The sequence below is a fragment of the Archangium violaceum Cb vi76 genome (assembly GCF_000733295.1).
GTDB classification, from domain to species: Bacteria; Myxococcota; Myxococcia; order Myxococcales; family Myxococcaceae; genus Archangium; species Archangium violaceum.
In genome coordinates this window covers 18,915-34,948 of sequence record NZ_JPMI01000075.1, presented here as the reverse complement: position 1 = coordinate 34,948, position 16,034 = coordinate 18,915, and the positions used below count along the sequence as shown (strand labels likewise).

General features: G+C 69.5%; 13 protein-coding genes. 12 read left to right on the top strand and 1 reads right to left on the bottom strand.

Annotation, left to right across the window (positions count from 1 at the left end; all coding sequences use genetic code 11):
• Positions 1-42: 42 nt before the first annotated feature.
• The 9 genes from Q664_RS11570 to nrfD all read left to right on the top strand — a co-directional run bounded on the left by Q664_RS11570 (position 43) and on the right by nrfD (position 10,185).
• Positions 43-567, top strand: coding sequence for a hypothetical protein (locus tag Q664_RS11570; protein WP_043393596.1), 525 nt, complete (start codon positions 43-45; stop codon positions 565-567).
• 127 nt (positions 568-694) lie between these two features.
• Positions 695-1,219, top strand: coding sequence for a hypothetical protein (locus tag Q664_RS11565; protein ID WP_043393592.1), 525 nt, complete (start codon positions 695-697; stop codon positions 1,217-1,219).
• 149 nt (positions 1,220-1,368) lie between these two features.
• Positions 1,369-2,592 carry a hypothetical protein gene (locus Q664_RS11560; RefSeq protein ID WP_235216661.1) on the top strand — a complete coding sequence of 408 codons (1,224 nt, stop codon included), beginning with the start codon at positions 1,369-1,371 and terminating at the stop codon, positions 2,590-2,592.
• Positions 2,593-2,606: 14 nt separating this feature from the next.
• The gene (locus Q664_RS11555; RefSeq protein WP_043393586.1) at positions 2,607-3,599 is read left to right on the top strand and encodes a HEAT repeat domain-containing protein; all 993 of its coding nucleotides are present in this window, start codon (positions 2,607-2,609) and stop codon (positions 3,597-3,599) included.
• Between the two features lie 51 nt (positions 3,600-3,650).
• Positions 3,651-4,178, top strand: coding sequence for a hypothetical protein (locus tag Q664_RS11550; protein ID WP_043393582.1), 528 nt, complete (start codon positions 3,651-3,653; stop codon positions 4,176-4,178).
• A 92-nt stretch (positions 4,179-4,270) separates the two neighbouring features.
• Complete coding sequence (locus tag Q664_RS11545; RefSeq protein ID WP_043393580.1) at positions 4,271-4,789, top strand: hypothetical protein; 519 nt, start codon at positions 4,271-4,273, stop codon at positions 4,787-4,789.
• Between the two features lie 130 nt (positions 4,790-4,919).
• Positions 4,920-8,180 carry a formate dehydrogenase gene (fdh, locus tag Q664_RS11535; protein WP_084609756.1) on the top strand — a complete coding sequence of 1,087 codons (3,261 nt, stop codon included), beginning with the start codon at positions 4,920-4,922 and terminating at the stop codon, positions 8,178-8,180.
• Positions 8,181-8,186: 6 nt separating this feature from the next.
• On the top strand, positions 8,187-8,987 hold the full coding sequence (locus Q664_RS11530) for a 4Fe-4S dicluster domain-containing protein (RefSeq protein WP_043393571.1): 801 nt from the start codon (positions 8,187-8,189) through the stop codon (positions 8,985-8,987).
• A complete protein-coding gene (gene nrfD, locus Q664_RS11525) occupies positions 8,980-10,185 on the top strand; it encodes an NrfD/PsrC family molybdoenzyme membrane anchor subunit (protein WP_063934683.1) in 1,206 nt (401 codons plus the stop codon). Before Q664_RS11530 ends, nrfD begins: the two co-directional genes overlap by 8 nt.
• 34 nt (positions 10,186-10,219) lie before the next feature.
• Here the strand turns inward: nrfD and Q664_RS11520 are convergent, their stop codons facing one another.
• The gene (locus Q664_RS11520; RefSeq protein ID WP_043393568.1) at positions 10,220-11,221 is read right to left on the bottom strand and encodes a DUF2804 domain-containing protein; all 1,002 of its coding nucleotides are present in this window, start codon (positions 11,219-11,221) and stop codon (positions 10,220-10,222) included.
• 130 nt (positions 11,222-11,351) lie between these two features.
• On the opposite strand from Q664_RS11520, the gene Q664_RS11515 reads away from it, so the two are divergent.
• The 3 genes from Q664_RS11515 (at position 11,352) to Q664_RS11505 (ending at position 15,899) form a co-directional block, all read left to right on the top strand.
• Positions 11,352-12,959: an FAD-binding oxidoreductase gene (locus Q664_RS11515; RefSeq protein WP_043393565.1), complete on the top strand. Its 1,608-nt coding sequence runs from the start codon at positions 11,352-11,354 to the stop codon at positions 12,957-12,959.
• Between the two features lie 248 nt (positions 12,960-13,207).
• Positions 13,208-15,103 (top strand): serine/threonine-protein kinase, encoded by a 1,896-nt coding sequence (locus Q664_RS11510; RefSeq protein ID WP_084609754.1) that lies wholly within the window; start codon positions 13,208-13,210, stop codon positions 15,101-15,103.
• A gap of 73 nt (positions 15,104-15,176) precedes the next feature.
• The gene (locus Q664_RS11505) at positions 15,177-15,899 is read left to right on the top strand and encodes a hypothetical protein (RefSeq protein ID WP_043393562.1); all 723 of its coding nucleotides are present in this window, start codon (positions 15,177-15,179) and stop codon (positions 15,897-15,899) included.
• Positions 15,900-16,034 lie beyond the last annotated feature (135 nt).

Genomic DNA, 16,034 nt, shown 5'->3' with positions numbered 1-16,034 from the left:
GCCATGACCCGGGCGGCAGGCACGGCCCGGGAGGACTCCGCCATGCCTCGAACGATGAAGTCCCTGCTGGCGCTCACCGCGCTGGCCGCGCTCGTCCCCGCCGCCTCTCCCGCCGCGCGCAACGTCGGCGCCCCGCTGGCTGGCACCGTGGCGGCCACCACCTACTCCTCGAGCGGCGCGTTCCACGGCGCCGTGGACATCGACGGCGGCACGTGTGGCACCACCCCCATCACCACGGGCGTCGCCGGCTCGCTGGCGTGGAACGTGGTCATCAACACTCCGAGCACCCTCTGCGGCACGGCCATGACGGGCCCGCAGAACGTGGCGAAGCACACCTTCGCCGACGGCTTCACCTTCCGCCTGATGGACTTCAACAAGACGGGCCAGACGTTTGACCGCACGTGCGACCGCTGCAACATCGGCGCGGCGGGAGACAAGGGCATTCCCGCCAACTCCCTGCACCTTCAGCGCGACAAGTCCGGCACCAAGGACACCTCCTGGTACGCGGGCTACTCCACCGTGGGCGAGGCCCTCTCGCTGGGCGAGCTCGTCGGTGTGCTGGACTGAGTTCCCCGTCAAAGCCAGACATCCCATGGCCTGTCTGTTTTTCCTGGGATGGCGGCGCGGCAGCACCCTCTTCAATGAGTGAAGTCCCCCCACGCGGGCCGGTGAAGCCGGCCCGAAAGGAAACACGATGCGTCACACGATGAAGATGACCCTGGCCGCGCTCGCTTCCCTGGCGCTCGTCCCCGCGGCCGTGACGGCCCACACCGTCAAGGCCCCCTTCCCCGGCACCATCACCGCCCTCACCTACTACCCGAGCGGCGGGTACCACGGCGCCATCGACGTCTCCAGCGGCCGCTGCAACTACTGGGGCGCCGAGACGGCCGTGGTGGGCTCCGTCCACTGGAACGTGACCATCAATACCTCCGGCGTCGTCTGCAACGGCAACGGCTACGAGAACGCCAACATGGCGGTGCACACCTGGGCGGACGGCTGGAAGTTCCACCAGAAGCACTTCATCAAGACCAGCGACTCGTATGACCGCACGTGCGACCGCTGCCAGGTGGGCAATGAAGGCGGCACCGGCCAGGCCACCGGCCCCCACGCCCACCTCATGCAGGAGAAGAACGGCACCAAGGACACCTCCTGGTACTCCGGCTACACCACCCGCGGTGAGGCCGTGGACCGCAGCGAGACGCTCGGCGTCCTCGACTGAGCGGGGGCCTTCCTCCGCCCTCCGGCCTCCTGGCGGGAAAACCAGGAGGCTCCAAATTCCCGAGAAATTCTCGTTTTATTCATTTTTGTGAGATGGCGGTGAGGTCCGGGGTCTCTCTAGAGATGGAACCCCAGACCGGGCCCACCGCCATGACTCCCACTTCTCCGCCGCCCCCCTCCTCTTCCCCTCCAGGCACCTCCAGCCGGCGCAAGCCGCTGCTCGCCGCCGGAGCCGGCCTCGTCGCCGTGCTGGCCGGTGTGGCGCTGATTGGCCGCGGAGGTGAGGCGAAGGAAGGGCCGGTGGAGACGGGCCCCGCCGCCGCTCAGGCGTCCGCGAAGCAGGGCCCGGCCCGGAAGACGAACACTCCCAGTCCCACCGGCGCCCCCTCGCTCCCGGGCGAGGAGGCCAAGGCCCCGCGCTTCCAGGAGACCCTCTGCTGGAAGGAGCTGGAGCGCTTCAACGAGGGCGTGACGATCCACAACTTCCGCCAGTGGGCCGAGCCGCTGCTCAACTCGCGGGACGGGCTCGTCCGGGACTTCCTGAGGGAGCGCCTCACGGAGCTCATTGGCAAGGACCCGGCCAACGCGCTCCAGGTGCTGAGCTGGTCGCTCGACGCCCCGGGCAAGCCTTTCGGGGTGTACCTGACGGCGGTGCGGGACTCCGAGGCCGTCCACCAGCCCCAGGTGGCCACGAAGCTGCTGGACATGGGCCTGGACAACGCCCTCCCCACCGAGCGGCGCGCGGGCATCCTCTCCGCGCTGGACACGCAGAAGCGGCTGGCGCCGGCGGCGCTCGACAAGCTCACCACCTTCGCCAATGACCCCGTGTCCGGTGAGGCGGGCTGGGCCGCGGCCCGCACCATCGCGCGCGTCATGAAGCGCGAGTTCAAGCAGAACGAGAACATCGGCCCCTACATGGACAAGCTGCTCACCATCGGCGCCCAGTCGCCCGACGAGCAGATCCGCTACCTGGGGCAGATGATGCCCATGCACGCCGCGCCCCTGCTCAGCGCGGAGGAGACCGAGCGCTTCGCCAGGATTCTCGTGGGCGAGGGCAGCGAGGAGGGCCGGGACGCGGCCGCGCACAACCTCTCCCTGTCCCTGGACAAGGGCAAGGTGTTGGACCTGTTCGCCAAGACCTTCGAGACCGAGCAATCGCTGTGCGTGAAGTGGGCCCTCTTCCGCTTCTCCGCGCGCACCGCCGGCAAGCGCGCCCTGCCCGTCATGGCGAACATGGCCACGATGGATCCGCGCTTCCAGCCCATCTACCAGGACTTCGAGCGCCTCTACGCGAGCGGCATCCTGGACTTCGTGCGGCTCTACAACAGCCTGCCCAACCAGGATCCCTTCAGCTGCCTCGACCGCCACGAGTGAGCCCGGGAACGACCATGACACGCACCCCTTCCTTTTCCACCCGTCCCCTCCTGCTGGCGCTCACGCTGTGCGCGCTGCTGCCTGGCGTGGCCGCGGCCCAGGTGGTCGCCCCCGGCCCCGCGCTCGAGGGCGAGCGCTGCTCGGTGCAGGGCCTGATGGACTCCATCCGCCAGGGGCTCGAGTCGAACTCCGCGGCGTACAAGAAGTACATGCGGACGCTGCTGCGCGAGGCCGCCGTCACCCTGCCGGACAGCGAGCTCCGCGCCGCGTTCGAGCGGGAGACGGACCCCGTCATGTCCGAGCACCTCGCGGCCGCCCTGGTGGCGCGCACCGAGCGCGGCGCGGACCCCGAGGCCATCAAGGCCGTGGCGAAGCGGGCCATCGAGGAGCGTGACCCGGCCCTGCGCGCCGCCGCCGTGCGCTCCATGCGCCGCACCAGCGCCCTGGAGAGCACGGATGGCGCGTACGAGAAGCTGGTGCGCGACGCCTCCCCCGAGGTGCGCCAGGAAGCGGCCCAGAACATCGTCGAGGACATCCAGGAGGTCTACGCGGGCTACCACGGCCCGGCCTCGGATGCCGCCGTGTCCGCCGCCACCGCCTCCACCGATCCCAAGGTGACGGCGAAGATCCTCGGCAACATGAACACGCAGATGATCAGCGCCGAGTCGGCCGGGAAGATTCAATCCCTGCTGCGCAGCGAGGATGCCGAGGTGCGCAAGGCGGCGGCGCTCGCGCTGGGCGGCGTGCCCGCGGAGCAGATGGCCAGCGCCCGGCAGTCCGTGCTCGCCATGTACCGCGACGAGCAGGATGCCGGGGTGCGCAAGGCGCTGCTGCAGAGCATCGCCCAGTTGGGCTTCATTGGAGCGATTCCCGAGCTGCAGCGGCTGCGGAGCACCGACCCCAGCCTGGCGCCGGAGATCGACGCGTGGATTCGAGTTCTCGGTCTGGACCTTCAGGAGTGGAACCTGATCCTGAGGGAGAAGCAGCGGATGCAGCAGGTTCCGTAGACGTCCACCCCCCCTCACGAGGGCCGTGCACCGGCTCGAGAGGAAAAAACGATGCGCAACACGATGAAGCTGTCCCTGGCGGCCCTGGCTTCCCTGGCTCTCGTCCCCGCGGCCGTGACCGCCCACACCGTCAAGGCGCCGTACCCCGCCACCGTCACCACCACCACCTACTACTCGAGCGGCTCGTTCCACGGCGCCATCGACGTGTCCAGCGGCACCTGCGACTACTGGGGCGTGGAGACGGGCGTGGTGGGCTCGGTCTACTGGAACGTGTCCATCCGCACCACCGCCCACTACTGCAACTCGGGCAACGGCAGCGGCAACCAGAACGAGGCGCTGCACACCTGGGCGGACGGCTGGCAGTTCCGCATCTGGCACTTCAACAAGACGGCCGCCTCGGTGGACAAGACCTGCGACCGCTGCCAGGTCGGCGACGAGGGCTCCACGGGTAACTCCACCGGCGCCCACACGCACATGCAGCAGACCAAGAGCGGCACGTACGACACCTCCTGGTACTCCGGCTACACCACCAAGGGCGAGGCCGTGGACCGCACCGAGACGCTCGGCGTCCTCGACTGATTCGAGCGGGCCGTATCTCGAGCCCGGCACCGGGCCAGGGAGCGGAGCCGTCCGGTTCCGCTCTCCGGCCGGTGGCACGAAAGGAACCAACCATGCCTCACACCCTGAAGCATTCCCTCGCGGCGCTGGCGTCCCTGGCGCTCATTCCCACGGTGGCGATCGCACTCGAGGTGCGCGCACCCCACGACGGAACGGTGACGGACACCACGTACTACTCGAGCGGCGCGTTCCACGGCGCGGTGGACCTCACCGGCCGATGCAACCTGGACCCGGTCGACGCCATGTTCGCGGGCTCCATGTACTGGAACTTCACCATCCGGACCACCAGCGCCGTCTGCACCGGCAGTGGCAGCGGCAACCAGAACGCGGTGTCGCATACCTTCGCGGATGGCAACGTGTTCCGCATGTGGCACTTCAACAGGACCGCCAACTCCACCGACAGGACGTGTGACCGGTGCTCGCTCGGCAACGTCGGCGGGACCGGCGCTGTCACCCAGGCGCTCACCCACTTCCAGGTGGACAAGAACGGCACCCGGAACACCGCGTGGTACTCGGGTTACACCGTCCGGGGTGAGTTCATCACCCGCGGCGAGGTCATCGGCGTCCTCTAGGATTCGAGCCTGGCTGGTTGCCCTGGAGACGAGGGGAGATGGGCCCGCGGTACAGGCTCGCACCCTCTCGCTTCCCGGTGCCTGAAGCCCCACCTTGCCTTCGGAGTCACGTCTTCTCCGGAGGCATGTCTTGGGACTCTTCGCTCTGTTCTCCCGCTGGCCGCTCCTCCGTCAGCTGCGGAACAAGGACTCCACCGCGCTCGGTGAGACGGCGATGTCCGCGCGCAGCGAGAAGCTCGCGCCGCGCACCGTCCAGGCCGACAAGGTCGTCCGCTCCATCTGCCCCTACTGTGCCGTGGGCTGCGGGCAGAAGGTCTACGTCAAGGACGGCAGGATTCTCGACATCGAGGGCGACGAGGACTCGCCCATCTCCCGTGGCCGGCTCTGCCCCAAGGGCGCCGCCTCCTTCCAGCTCGTCACCGGCACCCACCGCGTCACGGATGTCCTCTACCGGCGTCCCCGCGCCATGCAGTGGGAACGCATCCCCCTGCACAAGGCGCTCGACATGATCGCCGAGCGCGTGAAGCAGGCACGTGACTCCACCTGGGAGTCTCACGACGACAAGGGGAGGACGCTCAACCGCACCCTGGGGATTGCCCACCTGGGCGGCGCCACGCTCGACAACGAGGAGAACTACCTCATCAAGAAGCTCTTCACCGGCGGGCTCGGCATCGTCCAGGTGGAGAACCAGGCCCGAATATGACACTCGTCCACGGTGCCCGGTCTGGGCATCTCGTTCGGCCGGGGCGGTGCCACCACGTTCCAGCAGGACCTGGCGAACGCGGATTGCATCGTCATCATGGGCAGCAACATGGCCGAGTGTCACCCGGTGGGCTTCCAGTGGGTGATGGAGGCCCGTGAGCGCGGCGCCACGCTCATCCACGTGGATCCGCGCTTCACGCGCACCAGCGCCATGGCGGACACGTACGTGCCGCTGCGCGCGGGCTCGGACATCGCGTTCCTGGGCGGCCTCATCCACTACCTCCTGGAGAACGAGCGCTACTTCCACGACTACGTCGTCCACTACACCAACGCGCCCGCCATCCTCCGCGAGGACTTCCAGGACACCGAGGACCTGGACGGCCTCTTCAGCGGCTATGACCCGGAGACGGGCAAGTACGGGCCGCACACCTGGCAGTACGAGGGCATGGACGGTGTGGTGCCCGCCGCGGGCCACAAGGAGGTCTTCTCCGAGCCGGGCGCGGGTGGACACGGCAAGGTGCGCGGCAAACACATCACCGAGGTGCCCCGGGACAAGACGCTCCAGCACCCGCGCTGTGTCTTCCAGGTGCTCAAGCGCCACTACGCGCGCTACACGCCGGACGTCGTCTCGCGCATCTGCGGCGTGCCGAAGGAGCTGTTCCTGAAGGTGGCGAAGACGCTCTGCGACAACTCGGGGCGCGAGCGCACCAGCGCCTTCTGCTACGCGGTGGGCTGGACGCAACACTCGGTGGGCGTGCAGTACATCCGCGCCGCCGCCATCGTGCAGTTGCTGCTCGGCAACATCGGCCGGCCCGGCGGCGGCATCATGGCCCTGCGAGGCCACGCCTCCATCCAGGGCTCCAGCGACATCCCCACCCTCTACAACCTGCTGCCCGGCTACATCCCCATGCCGCACGCGCCGGACGCGCAGCGGCTCGCCCAGTACATCCACAACAACGAGTCCGCCAGCGGCTGGTGGAGCCAGTTCCCCAAGTACATCGTCTCGCTCCTCAAGGCGTACTACGGCGACGCCGCGACGAAGAAGAACGAGTGGGGCTTCCACTGGATACCGAAGCTCACCGGGGACCACTCGCACATGTCCACGGTGGCCAACATGGCCGACGGCCAGGTGAAGGGCTACTTCGTCATGGGCGAGAACCCCGTGGTGGGCTCGATGAACGGCGCCCTCCAGCGCAAGGGGTTGCAGAAGCTGGAGTGGCTGGTGGTGAGCGACCTCACCCTCACCGAGACGGCCGAGTTCTGGCGCTCCGCCCCCGAGGTGCTCCGCGGCGACGTGCGGCCCCAGGACATTCAAACCGAGGTCTTCTTCATCCCGGCCGCCGCGCACACGGAGAAGGAGGGCACCTTCACCAACACCCAGCGCCTGCTGCAATGGCACCACAAGGCCGTGGAGGCTCCCGGCGAGGCGCGCAGTGACTTGTCCTTCCTCTACGAGCTCGGGCGGCGGCTCAAGAAGCTCTACGCGGACTCGAGGGAGGAGAAGGACCGGGCCATCCAGGCCCTGACGTGGGACTACCCGACGAAGGGCCCGCGCGAGGAGCCCGAGGCCGAGGCCGTGCTGAGGGAGATCAACGGCTGCACCGTGGCGGACGGCAAGCCGGTGTCTGGCTTCACGGAGCTGAAGGACGATGGCTCCACGGCATGCGGCTGCTGGCTGTACTCGGGGTGCTACGCGGACGGGGTGAACCAGCCGGCGCGCCGCAAGCCGGGCCGCGAGCAGACATGGGTGGCCTCCGAGTGGGGCTGGGCGTGGCCGGCCAACCGGCGCCTCCTCTACAACCGGGCCTCGGCGGACCTCGAGGGCCGCCCCTGGAGCGAGCGGAAGAAGTACGTCTGGTGGGACGCGCAGCGGGGCAGATGGACGGGCGAGGACGTACCGGACTTCATCGCGGACCGTCCACCCTCGTACCGGGCGGACAAGGGCGACCGGGGACTGGATGTCATCTCCGGGGATGATCCGTTCCTCATGCAGGCGGACGGGAAGGGCTGGCTGTTCGCACCGAGCGGGATGATGGACGGCCCGCTGCCCACGCACTACGAGCCACTGGAGTCACCGGTCCCCAACTTCCTCTACGGGCAGCAGTGCAATCCGGCGCGGCACGAGTGGCGGCGTAAGGACAATCCCATGCACCGGGCGTGGGGGGATCCGCGCTACCCGTATGTGGTCACCACGTACCGGCTCACCGAGCATCACACGGCGGGCGGCATGTCGCGCTGGCTGTCCTGGCTGAGCGAGTTGCAGCCGGAGCTGTTCGTCGAGGTGTCTCCGGAGCTGGCCGAGGAAGCCGAGCTGGAGAACGGAGGGTGGTGCACGGTGTACACGGCACGCGGGGAAATCGAATGCCGGGTGCTGGTGACGGAGCGCATGCGGCCGCTGCGGCTCGGCGGCAGGCGGGTGCACCAGGTGGGCCTGCCGTACCACTGGGGCTACACGGGACGTGTGCACGGTGACAGCACGAATGACCTGATTGGCTTCACGGCGGATCCGAACGTCTCCATCCAGGAGTCCAAGGCCTTCACGTGCAACCTCCTGCCCGGGAGGAGGAGCCACGACCGGCGCGCGGCGTTTGGCTGGGAACCCTGGCCGCTGCCCCCGGGCGTGGTGGAGGTGCCGAGGGATTTGGAAGGCGTCGGCCCGCCCGAGCAACCGCCGCAGGACAAGGAGTAACGCCCCATGGGACAGAAGGGATTCTTCACCGACACCACGCTGTGCATCGGCTGCAAGGCGTGTGAGGTGGCCTGCAAACAGTGGAACCAGTTGCCGGATGATGGCTTCCAGCTCACCGGCATGTCGTACGACAACACGGGGCACCTGGGCTCGTCGACGTGGAGGCACGTGGCCTTCGTCGAGCGGCCGGTGCCGCTGCCCACGCAGACGGTGGGGCTGTTGGACTTCTCGTGGTTGATGGCCTCGGACGTGTGCAAGCACTGCCAGCGGGCCGGGTGCCTGGAGGCATGTCCCACGGGCGCCATCATCCGCACGGAGTTCGACACCGTGTACGTGCAACCGGACGTGTGCAACGGCTGCGGCTACTGCGTGGCGGCGTGTCCCTTCGGCGTGGTGGACCGGCGCGAGGATGATGGGCGCGCGTGGAAGTGCACGCTCTGTTACGACCGGCTGGGCGAGGACATGACGCCCGCGTGCGCCAAGGCATGCCCCACGGCGTCCATCCAGTTCGGCGACGTGGACGAGCTGCGCGAGCGGGCCCAACGCCGGGTGGAGCAGTTGCATGAGAAGGGATTGGAGCAGGCGTATCTGTATGGCGCGGACGCGGAGAACCAACCGGGCACGGGCGGGCTGAATGCCTTCTTCCTCCTGGTGGACAAGCCCGAGGTCTACAACCTGCCGCCGGATCCGGTGGTGCCGACGATGAAGGGCCGGGAGGCGTGGGTGTCGGCGGGATGGGGAGCGCTGGGGATGGCGGTGGTGGCGCTCGGGGCGGTGCTGCTGGGACGGGAGGTGGTGCGTGGGTGACATCCGGCCCGAGGATCTGGAGAAGCGGCAGGACGGCCGCAACATCGACTCGCGGTTGGGCGATTTGTCCGGCGAGGGCGCGCAACAGCGGGTGAAGGACACGGATGAGGCCAATCCCTCTCGCGCGCTGTTGCGGACGAGGCCCTCGGTGTCGGGGGTGAACGCGGAAGAGCCGAGCTACTACGGACAACCGGCCCTCAAGGAGCCGGTGTGGATCTGGAGCATCCCGCTGTACTTCTACGTGGGTGGCGTGGCGGGCGCGGCGAGCGTGCTGGGCGTGGCGGCGGAGGCGGTGGGTGGAGAGGGATTGAGGAAGCTGGGGTACCGGTGCCGGTGGGTGGGAGCGGTGGGAGACATCGTGAGCTCGGGGCTGCTCATCCATGACCTGGGGCGGCCCGAGCGCTTACTGAACATGTTGCGGGTGTTCCGTCCCACGTCGCCGATGAGCGTGGGCTCGTGGGTGATGGTGGGCTCGGGGGCGATGAACTCGGCGGCCGTGCTGTTCGCGAGCCGGCGCGGGTGGCTGGGGCGAGTGGGAGATGGAGCGGCGGTGGCGGCGGGGCTGCTCGGGCTGCCGCTCGCGGGGTACACGGCGGTGCTGCTCGCGAATACGGCGGTGCCGGTGTGGCAGGCCACGCGCAAGTCCTTGCCGTTGTTGTTCATGTCCTCGGCGGTGGCGAGCGCGGGAAGCCTGCTGGAGTTGCTGCCGCACTCGAGCCACGAGGCGAAGGTGCTCCACCTGTTCAGCACGATGGGCAAGGTGGGCGAGCTGATGACGGGCGTCGCGGTGCGGCACGAGGCCTCGGGCCTGGAGGTGCTGGAGCGGCCGCTGAAGCAGGGAGTCTCGGGGACGCTGTGGAAGGCGGCCCGGGTGTGCGCCGCGGCGTCACTGGCGTTGGGGCTGTGGCCGAGGCGGACCCGGTGGATGAAGGTGGCGGGGGCGCTGCTCGGCACGGCGGGAGCGATTGCCACGCGCTTCGCGATGTTCCACGCGGGCAAGGCGTCGGCGAGGGATCCGCAGGCCACGTTCCAGCCGCAGCGCGAGGCAATGGGCGCCGCGGAGGTGACGGGGCACACGCACGCGTCGGATGGGAAGCCATTCAAGTTCCCGCTGCCGGTGCTGCGCGAGACACCGAGGAGGCCAGAGCGGCCCGAGGCGGCCAGCGGGGCCTGGGAGCCGGAGATTCCCGTGCCCTGAGGCATTCACCCGCCATCCGGGGATGCCGCTCCGGCTACCACCGATTCGCGGCCTGCTCCGCCCAGCCCACGAGGCCATCGACGCTGAACCGGTTGCCGGCGGTATCGGTCGCCCAGCCCGACCACACGCCAAAGGCCTGCTGCGTCGAGGACGCGATCACGATCGCATTGGTGGCCGCGTGCCGGACATGGAACGGGGTAAGGGTGGCATCGACACGCTCGCCGTGGATCCGCCACGGCGCGGACCAGAGACCGGTGTCGTACTCCCAGCACAGCTGCTCGGGAATGAAATGCAACACGCCATCGACGATGAGCGCGTTCTCGGTGCTGCCCGTGCCATCGGTCCACTTGCCGCCGAGTTGCAATCCCAGACGATGCCCGTCGACCACTCCGGAGCCGGCCGCCCAGTTCCAGGTCATGCGGTAGGGCCATTTGCCGCGGCCGCGATCGAGCACGGCCCACGAGCCAGCCGCGGGAATCGGATGCTCGACCCCGTCGATTCGCAGCACGCCCGATACGGGGCGGGACAGATCCTTGACGGTGTACTGGAACCGGGTATCGCTCCACGGCACGACGACGCTCAGCGACTCGCCGGCATGCTGTGCGAACACGTCCAGCTCGAGGCCCCCGAGGCGCGCTCGCAGCCGGGTGCCACCGGCCTCGTCGGTGAACTCGAAGTCGAGATGCCGGGCCTTCGCGGTCACGGTGAGCGGCGGCTCGTCATCCGGCAGCGTCACGCCGATGGCGAGTGGCACGAGCGCGCCCTCTTCGCGGTTTACGCCCGTGGTGCGATCGAGCAGATAGAATTGGAGCACGCCGGCATAGTCGAGGCTCGACACGGTGACCCCAATGACATGGGTGGGAGTCACGATGCCCCAATACTCCCAGCGCTTGGTGCGGCCCCATCCCGAGAGGTGGGTGCGATGCAGCGGGCGCCGGCTGTACCCGATGGCGGCCGGGTTGAGGCGGCCGTTGGTGAGGCACAGGTCGACGGGCGTGGTGAGCTCGGGGCAACTGGCCGGCGGCGATGACGACATGCCACCACCATAACGGCAGCGAGGCCGGGCCCATCGTCAATCCACGGTGTTCGAATCCAGACCGGATGCCACGGGAGTTCCGCGAGCAGACACGCGCTATCGGAAGAAGATCCGCGTACGCTCGCGCCCCATGAGCACTCGCGCGACGAGCATCTGGGGCTGGGGTTACGCGGACAAGTTCCCCGATACCGAGGCACGCAGAGCCCTCGCCGAACAGGTCTCCCCGCTCCTCGGCGGCCCCTCCCTGGAGCCCCATGAGCCCGCCTCGGCCCCGCGGCTCCCGAGCCCCCGTGTCGCTCCGCCCCCATCCCTCTCCACCCTGTGCTCGGTGGATGAGGCGGACCGCGCCGCGCACACCTATGGCAAGGGCTATGGGGACCTCGTGCGCGGCTTCCACGGCGACTTCTCCTCCGCGCCCGACTTCGTCGCCCGCCCCCGCTCCGAGGAGGACGTGCGCGCCCTCATGGACTGGTGCGGAGACCACCACGTGGCCCTCATCCCCTTCGGCGGAGGCACCAGCGTCGTGCGCGGTGTCGAGGCCGCCATCGGGAATGGTTTCCGTGGCGCCGTGTCCATGGACCTGCGCCGCCTGGACCGTGTCGTCGAGGTGGACCCCATCTCGCGCTCGGCTCGCATCCAGGCCGGTGCCACCGGGCCCGTGCTCGAGTCCCAGCTCGCCCCGCATGGATTCACCCTGCGCCACTTCCCCCAGTCCTTCGAGTTCTCCACGCTCGGCGGGTGGATCGCCACACGCGCCGGTGGCCACTTCGCCACGCTCTACACGCACATCGACGACCTGGTGCAGTCCACCCGCATGCTCACCCCGCGCGGGCTCTACGAGACGCGCCGCCTTCCCGCCTCGGGCGCCGGCCCCTCTCCGGACAGGCTCGTGCTCGGCTCCGAGGGCACGCTCGGTGTCATCACCGAGGCATGGGTACGGCTCCAGTCCCGCCCCCGCTTCCGCGCCAGCGCCAGCGTCCACTTCTCCGAGTTCGATGCCGCCGTGCGCGCCGTCCGCGAGCTCTCACAGTCCGGGCTTCATCCCTCCAATTGCAGGCTCCTCGACGCGCAGGAGTCCTTCCTCAATGGCGTCGCCGGGGATGGTTCCAGCGTGCTCGTGCTCGCCTTCGAGTCCGCCGATCATCCGCTGCACGCCTGGATGGAGAGAGCGCTCGCCATCACCGCCTCCCACGGTGGCGAGTGCCGCGAAGGTGCCCGCTACCGCTCCGATGAGCCGGGGGTACAGCCGCGCGCCAGTGGCGCCGCCGAGAGCTGGCGCTCGGCCTTCATCGAGGCTCCGTATCTGCAGAACGTCATGGTGAGCCTCGGCGTCATCGCGGATACCTTCGAGACCGCTTGCACCTGGGACAGGTTCGACTCGCTCCATGGCGCCATCCTGGATGCCGTACGAGGAGCCCTCGAGCGCTTCTGCGGCGGCGGGACCGTGAGCTGCCGCTTCACCCACGTCTACCCGGATGGGCCCGCGCCCTATTACACGTTCCTCGGCCCCGCGAAGCGCGGCGGCGAGCTGGAGCAGTGGATGGCGCTCAAGCAGGCCGCCAGTGAGGCCATCTCGGCGCACGGCGGCACCATCACCCACCACCACGCCGTGGGCCGGCTCCATCGCCCCTGGTATGACCGCGAGCGCCCCGAGCCGTTCGCTCTCGCCTTGAAGGCCGTGAAGGGCGCGTTGGATCCGCGGGGGATTCTCAATCCGGGCGTCCTCGTGGGGCCGTGATCGGCTGACCCTCGCCCCGCCGGTGAGTGCTCACCACCCTACTGCTCCTCCCTCCGCCTCTTCCCTCCACTGTCGGCTAGCGAGCACAAGTCCGCACCCGGAGTGAATCATTACAGCCCGGCTCACTGCGCCTACACGGGCGGGTGGGAGACAATGGCTTCCGAGTTCCAAACCCAGGCGGTTGGGGGATGTCCCGGGGGGGACATTTCGTGGGACCATCCCAGCACGCCCTCAGCGTCGTCCGACCCATGTCCAGCGAAGCAGGCCCAGACAAGTCCGCCGATCCGCGCACGACCCTCGAGCCCTCGGCTCAACGCCGGGAGGCGGGGCCGGAGTCGCTGCTGGGGATGAGCATCGGCAGCTTCCAGCTCACCCGCCTGCTGGGCCGCGGCGGCATGGGCGCGGTGTACCTCGGCGAGCACGTGGACATCGGCAGCCGCGTGGCCATCAAGTTGCTGCACGGACGCCTGGCCAACTCGCCCCAGGTGCTGCGCCGCTTCCACATGGAGGCGCGCGCCGTCAACCTCATCGGCCACGAGAACATCGTCAACATCATCGACATCAACCCCGCGCCGCCCCGGCCCTACCTCGTCATGGAGTACCTCGAGGGCGAGCCGCTCTCCGCGCTCCTCGGCCGCGGGCCCGTGCGCGCCGAGGTCGCCGTGGCCCTGCTCGCCCAGGTGTGTGATGCCCTGCAGGCCACGCACGCGCGCGGCATCGTCCACAGGGACCTCAAGCCCGAGAACCTCTTCCTGCTCCAGCGCGGCCACGGCCCCGCCTTCGTCAAGGTGCTCGACTTCGGCATCGCCAAGCTGCTCGACAGCGACGAGCGCGGCACCGACACCCAGGAGGGCGCCATCATCGGCTCGGCCGACTACATGGCCCCGGAGCAGTCGCGCGGCGAGTCCCTGGATGGCCGCGCCGACATCTACGCCCTGGGCGTCATCGCCTACCAGCTCGTCACCGGGCGGCTGCCCTTCGTCGAGCGCTCCCTCACCGCGCTGCTGCTCGCCCACCAGACGAAGCAGCCCATTCCCCCCACCTCGCTGTGCCCCGACGTGCCGCCCGCGCTCTCCAGCGTCATCCTCCGCGCGCTCGCCAAGGAGCCCGGGGACCGCTTCCAGAGCGCCTCGACGATGCGCGGGGCGCTCCAGGTGGCGCTCGACATGGTGCGCTCACCGGCCGGCCCCGCGCGCACGCCGCCGCCCATGGGCCCCTTCTCCGTGCGCCCCGCCCTGGCCCTGCCCGTGCTGATGACGGCGCACCCCGGGGCCGCGGCCGAGCAGCTCACGTGCACGGACCTGACGCGCGGAGGCATGTTCCTGTGCATGGACCCGTTGCTGCCGCCGCTGCTCTCCCGCGTGGTGGTGGCGCTGGAGCACCCGGATGGGGAGCTCACGTGCGAGTGCGAGGTGGTGCGGCACGTGCAGCCCGAGGAGGCGCGGGCCTGGGGCATGTCCGCCGGTTTCGGCGTGCAATTCGTGGAGCCCTCCGTCTCCTTCAAGGCGGCGGTGGCGCACCTGATGTTGGGACAGCCGATCCACACGCTGCGCCCCCCGATGGACCCGGCCGCCGAGGCCGAGGTGGAGCAGGTGCTCGCCCCCTACCGCGAGCGTGGGACGGAGGACCTCTACGTCTTCCTCGCGCTGCCGCCGGACTCGGGTTGCGAGGAGCTGCGGGTGCGCGCGCGCCGGGCCTGCAGTGCGCTGGAGCGGCTGCGCGAGCGCCCCATCTCGCCCGCGCTGCGCGCCAAGGTGGAGACGGTGCTGGACCGGGTGCGCAAGGCGGCCGAGACGCTCAGCCATCCGCAGCGCCGGGCCGCCTACGACGCCGAGCGGGGCAACTTCCAGGGCGTGGCGCGTTGCCTGGCCGCGGGGCTCACCGCCACCCAGTTGGAGGAGCTGCGCCGGGACTTCCTCGCCCGGCGTCCGCATGCGCAGGGGCCGCTGCGGGTGCACCTCGCCACCGCCCAGGCGCACCAGCAGGCCGGGCTGCTCTCCCACGCGCGCGAGGCCTATGAGCGGGCGCTCATCCTGGATCCGCTGTCGCTCGAGTTGCACAAGCAGTACCTCGCCGTGTGCCGGGCCCTGGGCACCTCGGGACGTCCGGGCCCCGGCTCCGGTGGCAAGGTGAATCTCATCTGACGCTCGCGGCCCCCGCCACGCGGTGAGCCTCACGGCGCGCACCCGTCCGTGCTAATTCCCCGCTGACTCCTCTATGTCCTCCCAGACATCCGGCTCCGAGCCGCAGCCCTCCGCCGTGTCCCCCCAGGTGCAGCGTGTGGCGCTGTACGCCGTGGCCTCCGGCCTCACTCCCCTCATCCCCGTCCCCTTCCTCGACGAGTACGCCCTGCGCCGCGTCCGCGAGGGCATGGTCCGCTCCATCCTCCGCGAGCGCTCCTTCTCCCCGCCGGATCGCACCGTCACCGTGCTCGCCGGCCTCCACCCCCGCGAGGGCAGCCGCCTCCAGCAGTTCGCCAGCAAGACGGCCCTCTTCTCCCTGCGCCTCACCTGGCGCAAGGCCTACAGGCGTCTGGCCACCGCCATCTGGGTGAAGGACTGCGTGGACATGGCCTCCGTCTCCCTCCACCACGGCTACCTCCTCCAGCATGCCCTCGAGCGGGGAGATCTCGACGCCACCACCCTCGCCACCGAGGACGTCCCCCGCCGCGTCCACGCCGCCATCGACGCCGCCTGCAAGGAGCTGGACGCCCGCCCCGTCAACCAGGCCCTCCGCCGTCTCTTCGCCGGCAGCCGACTCCTCCTCTCCGAGCTCACCAAGGCCCTCGAGTCGTGGAACGGCGCTCCCCGCACTCCCCTCGAGGGCGAGGAGCAGGAAGTCGCCTCCCTCGCCGAACGGCTCGCCACCGCCATGTGGGAAGAGCGCGGCTACTTCCAGTCCCTCGAGTCCCTCTACTCCAGGCACTTCCAGGCCCGCTGACCGCCTCCCCCCTCCGTGACGGCCACCTCGCGCGCCCGTCACGGGACAGGGTCATTTGCCAGACAAAACATTCTGTAACATTCCAGCGTATTGACTTGAACGTGGAACTCCGGAAACTACCGGATAAGGTCCGGA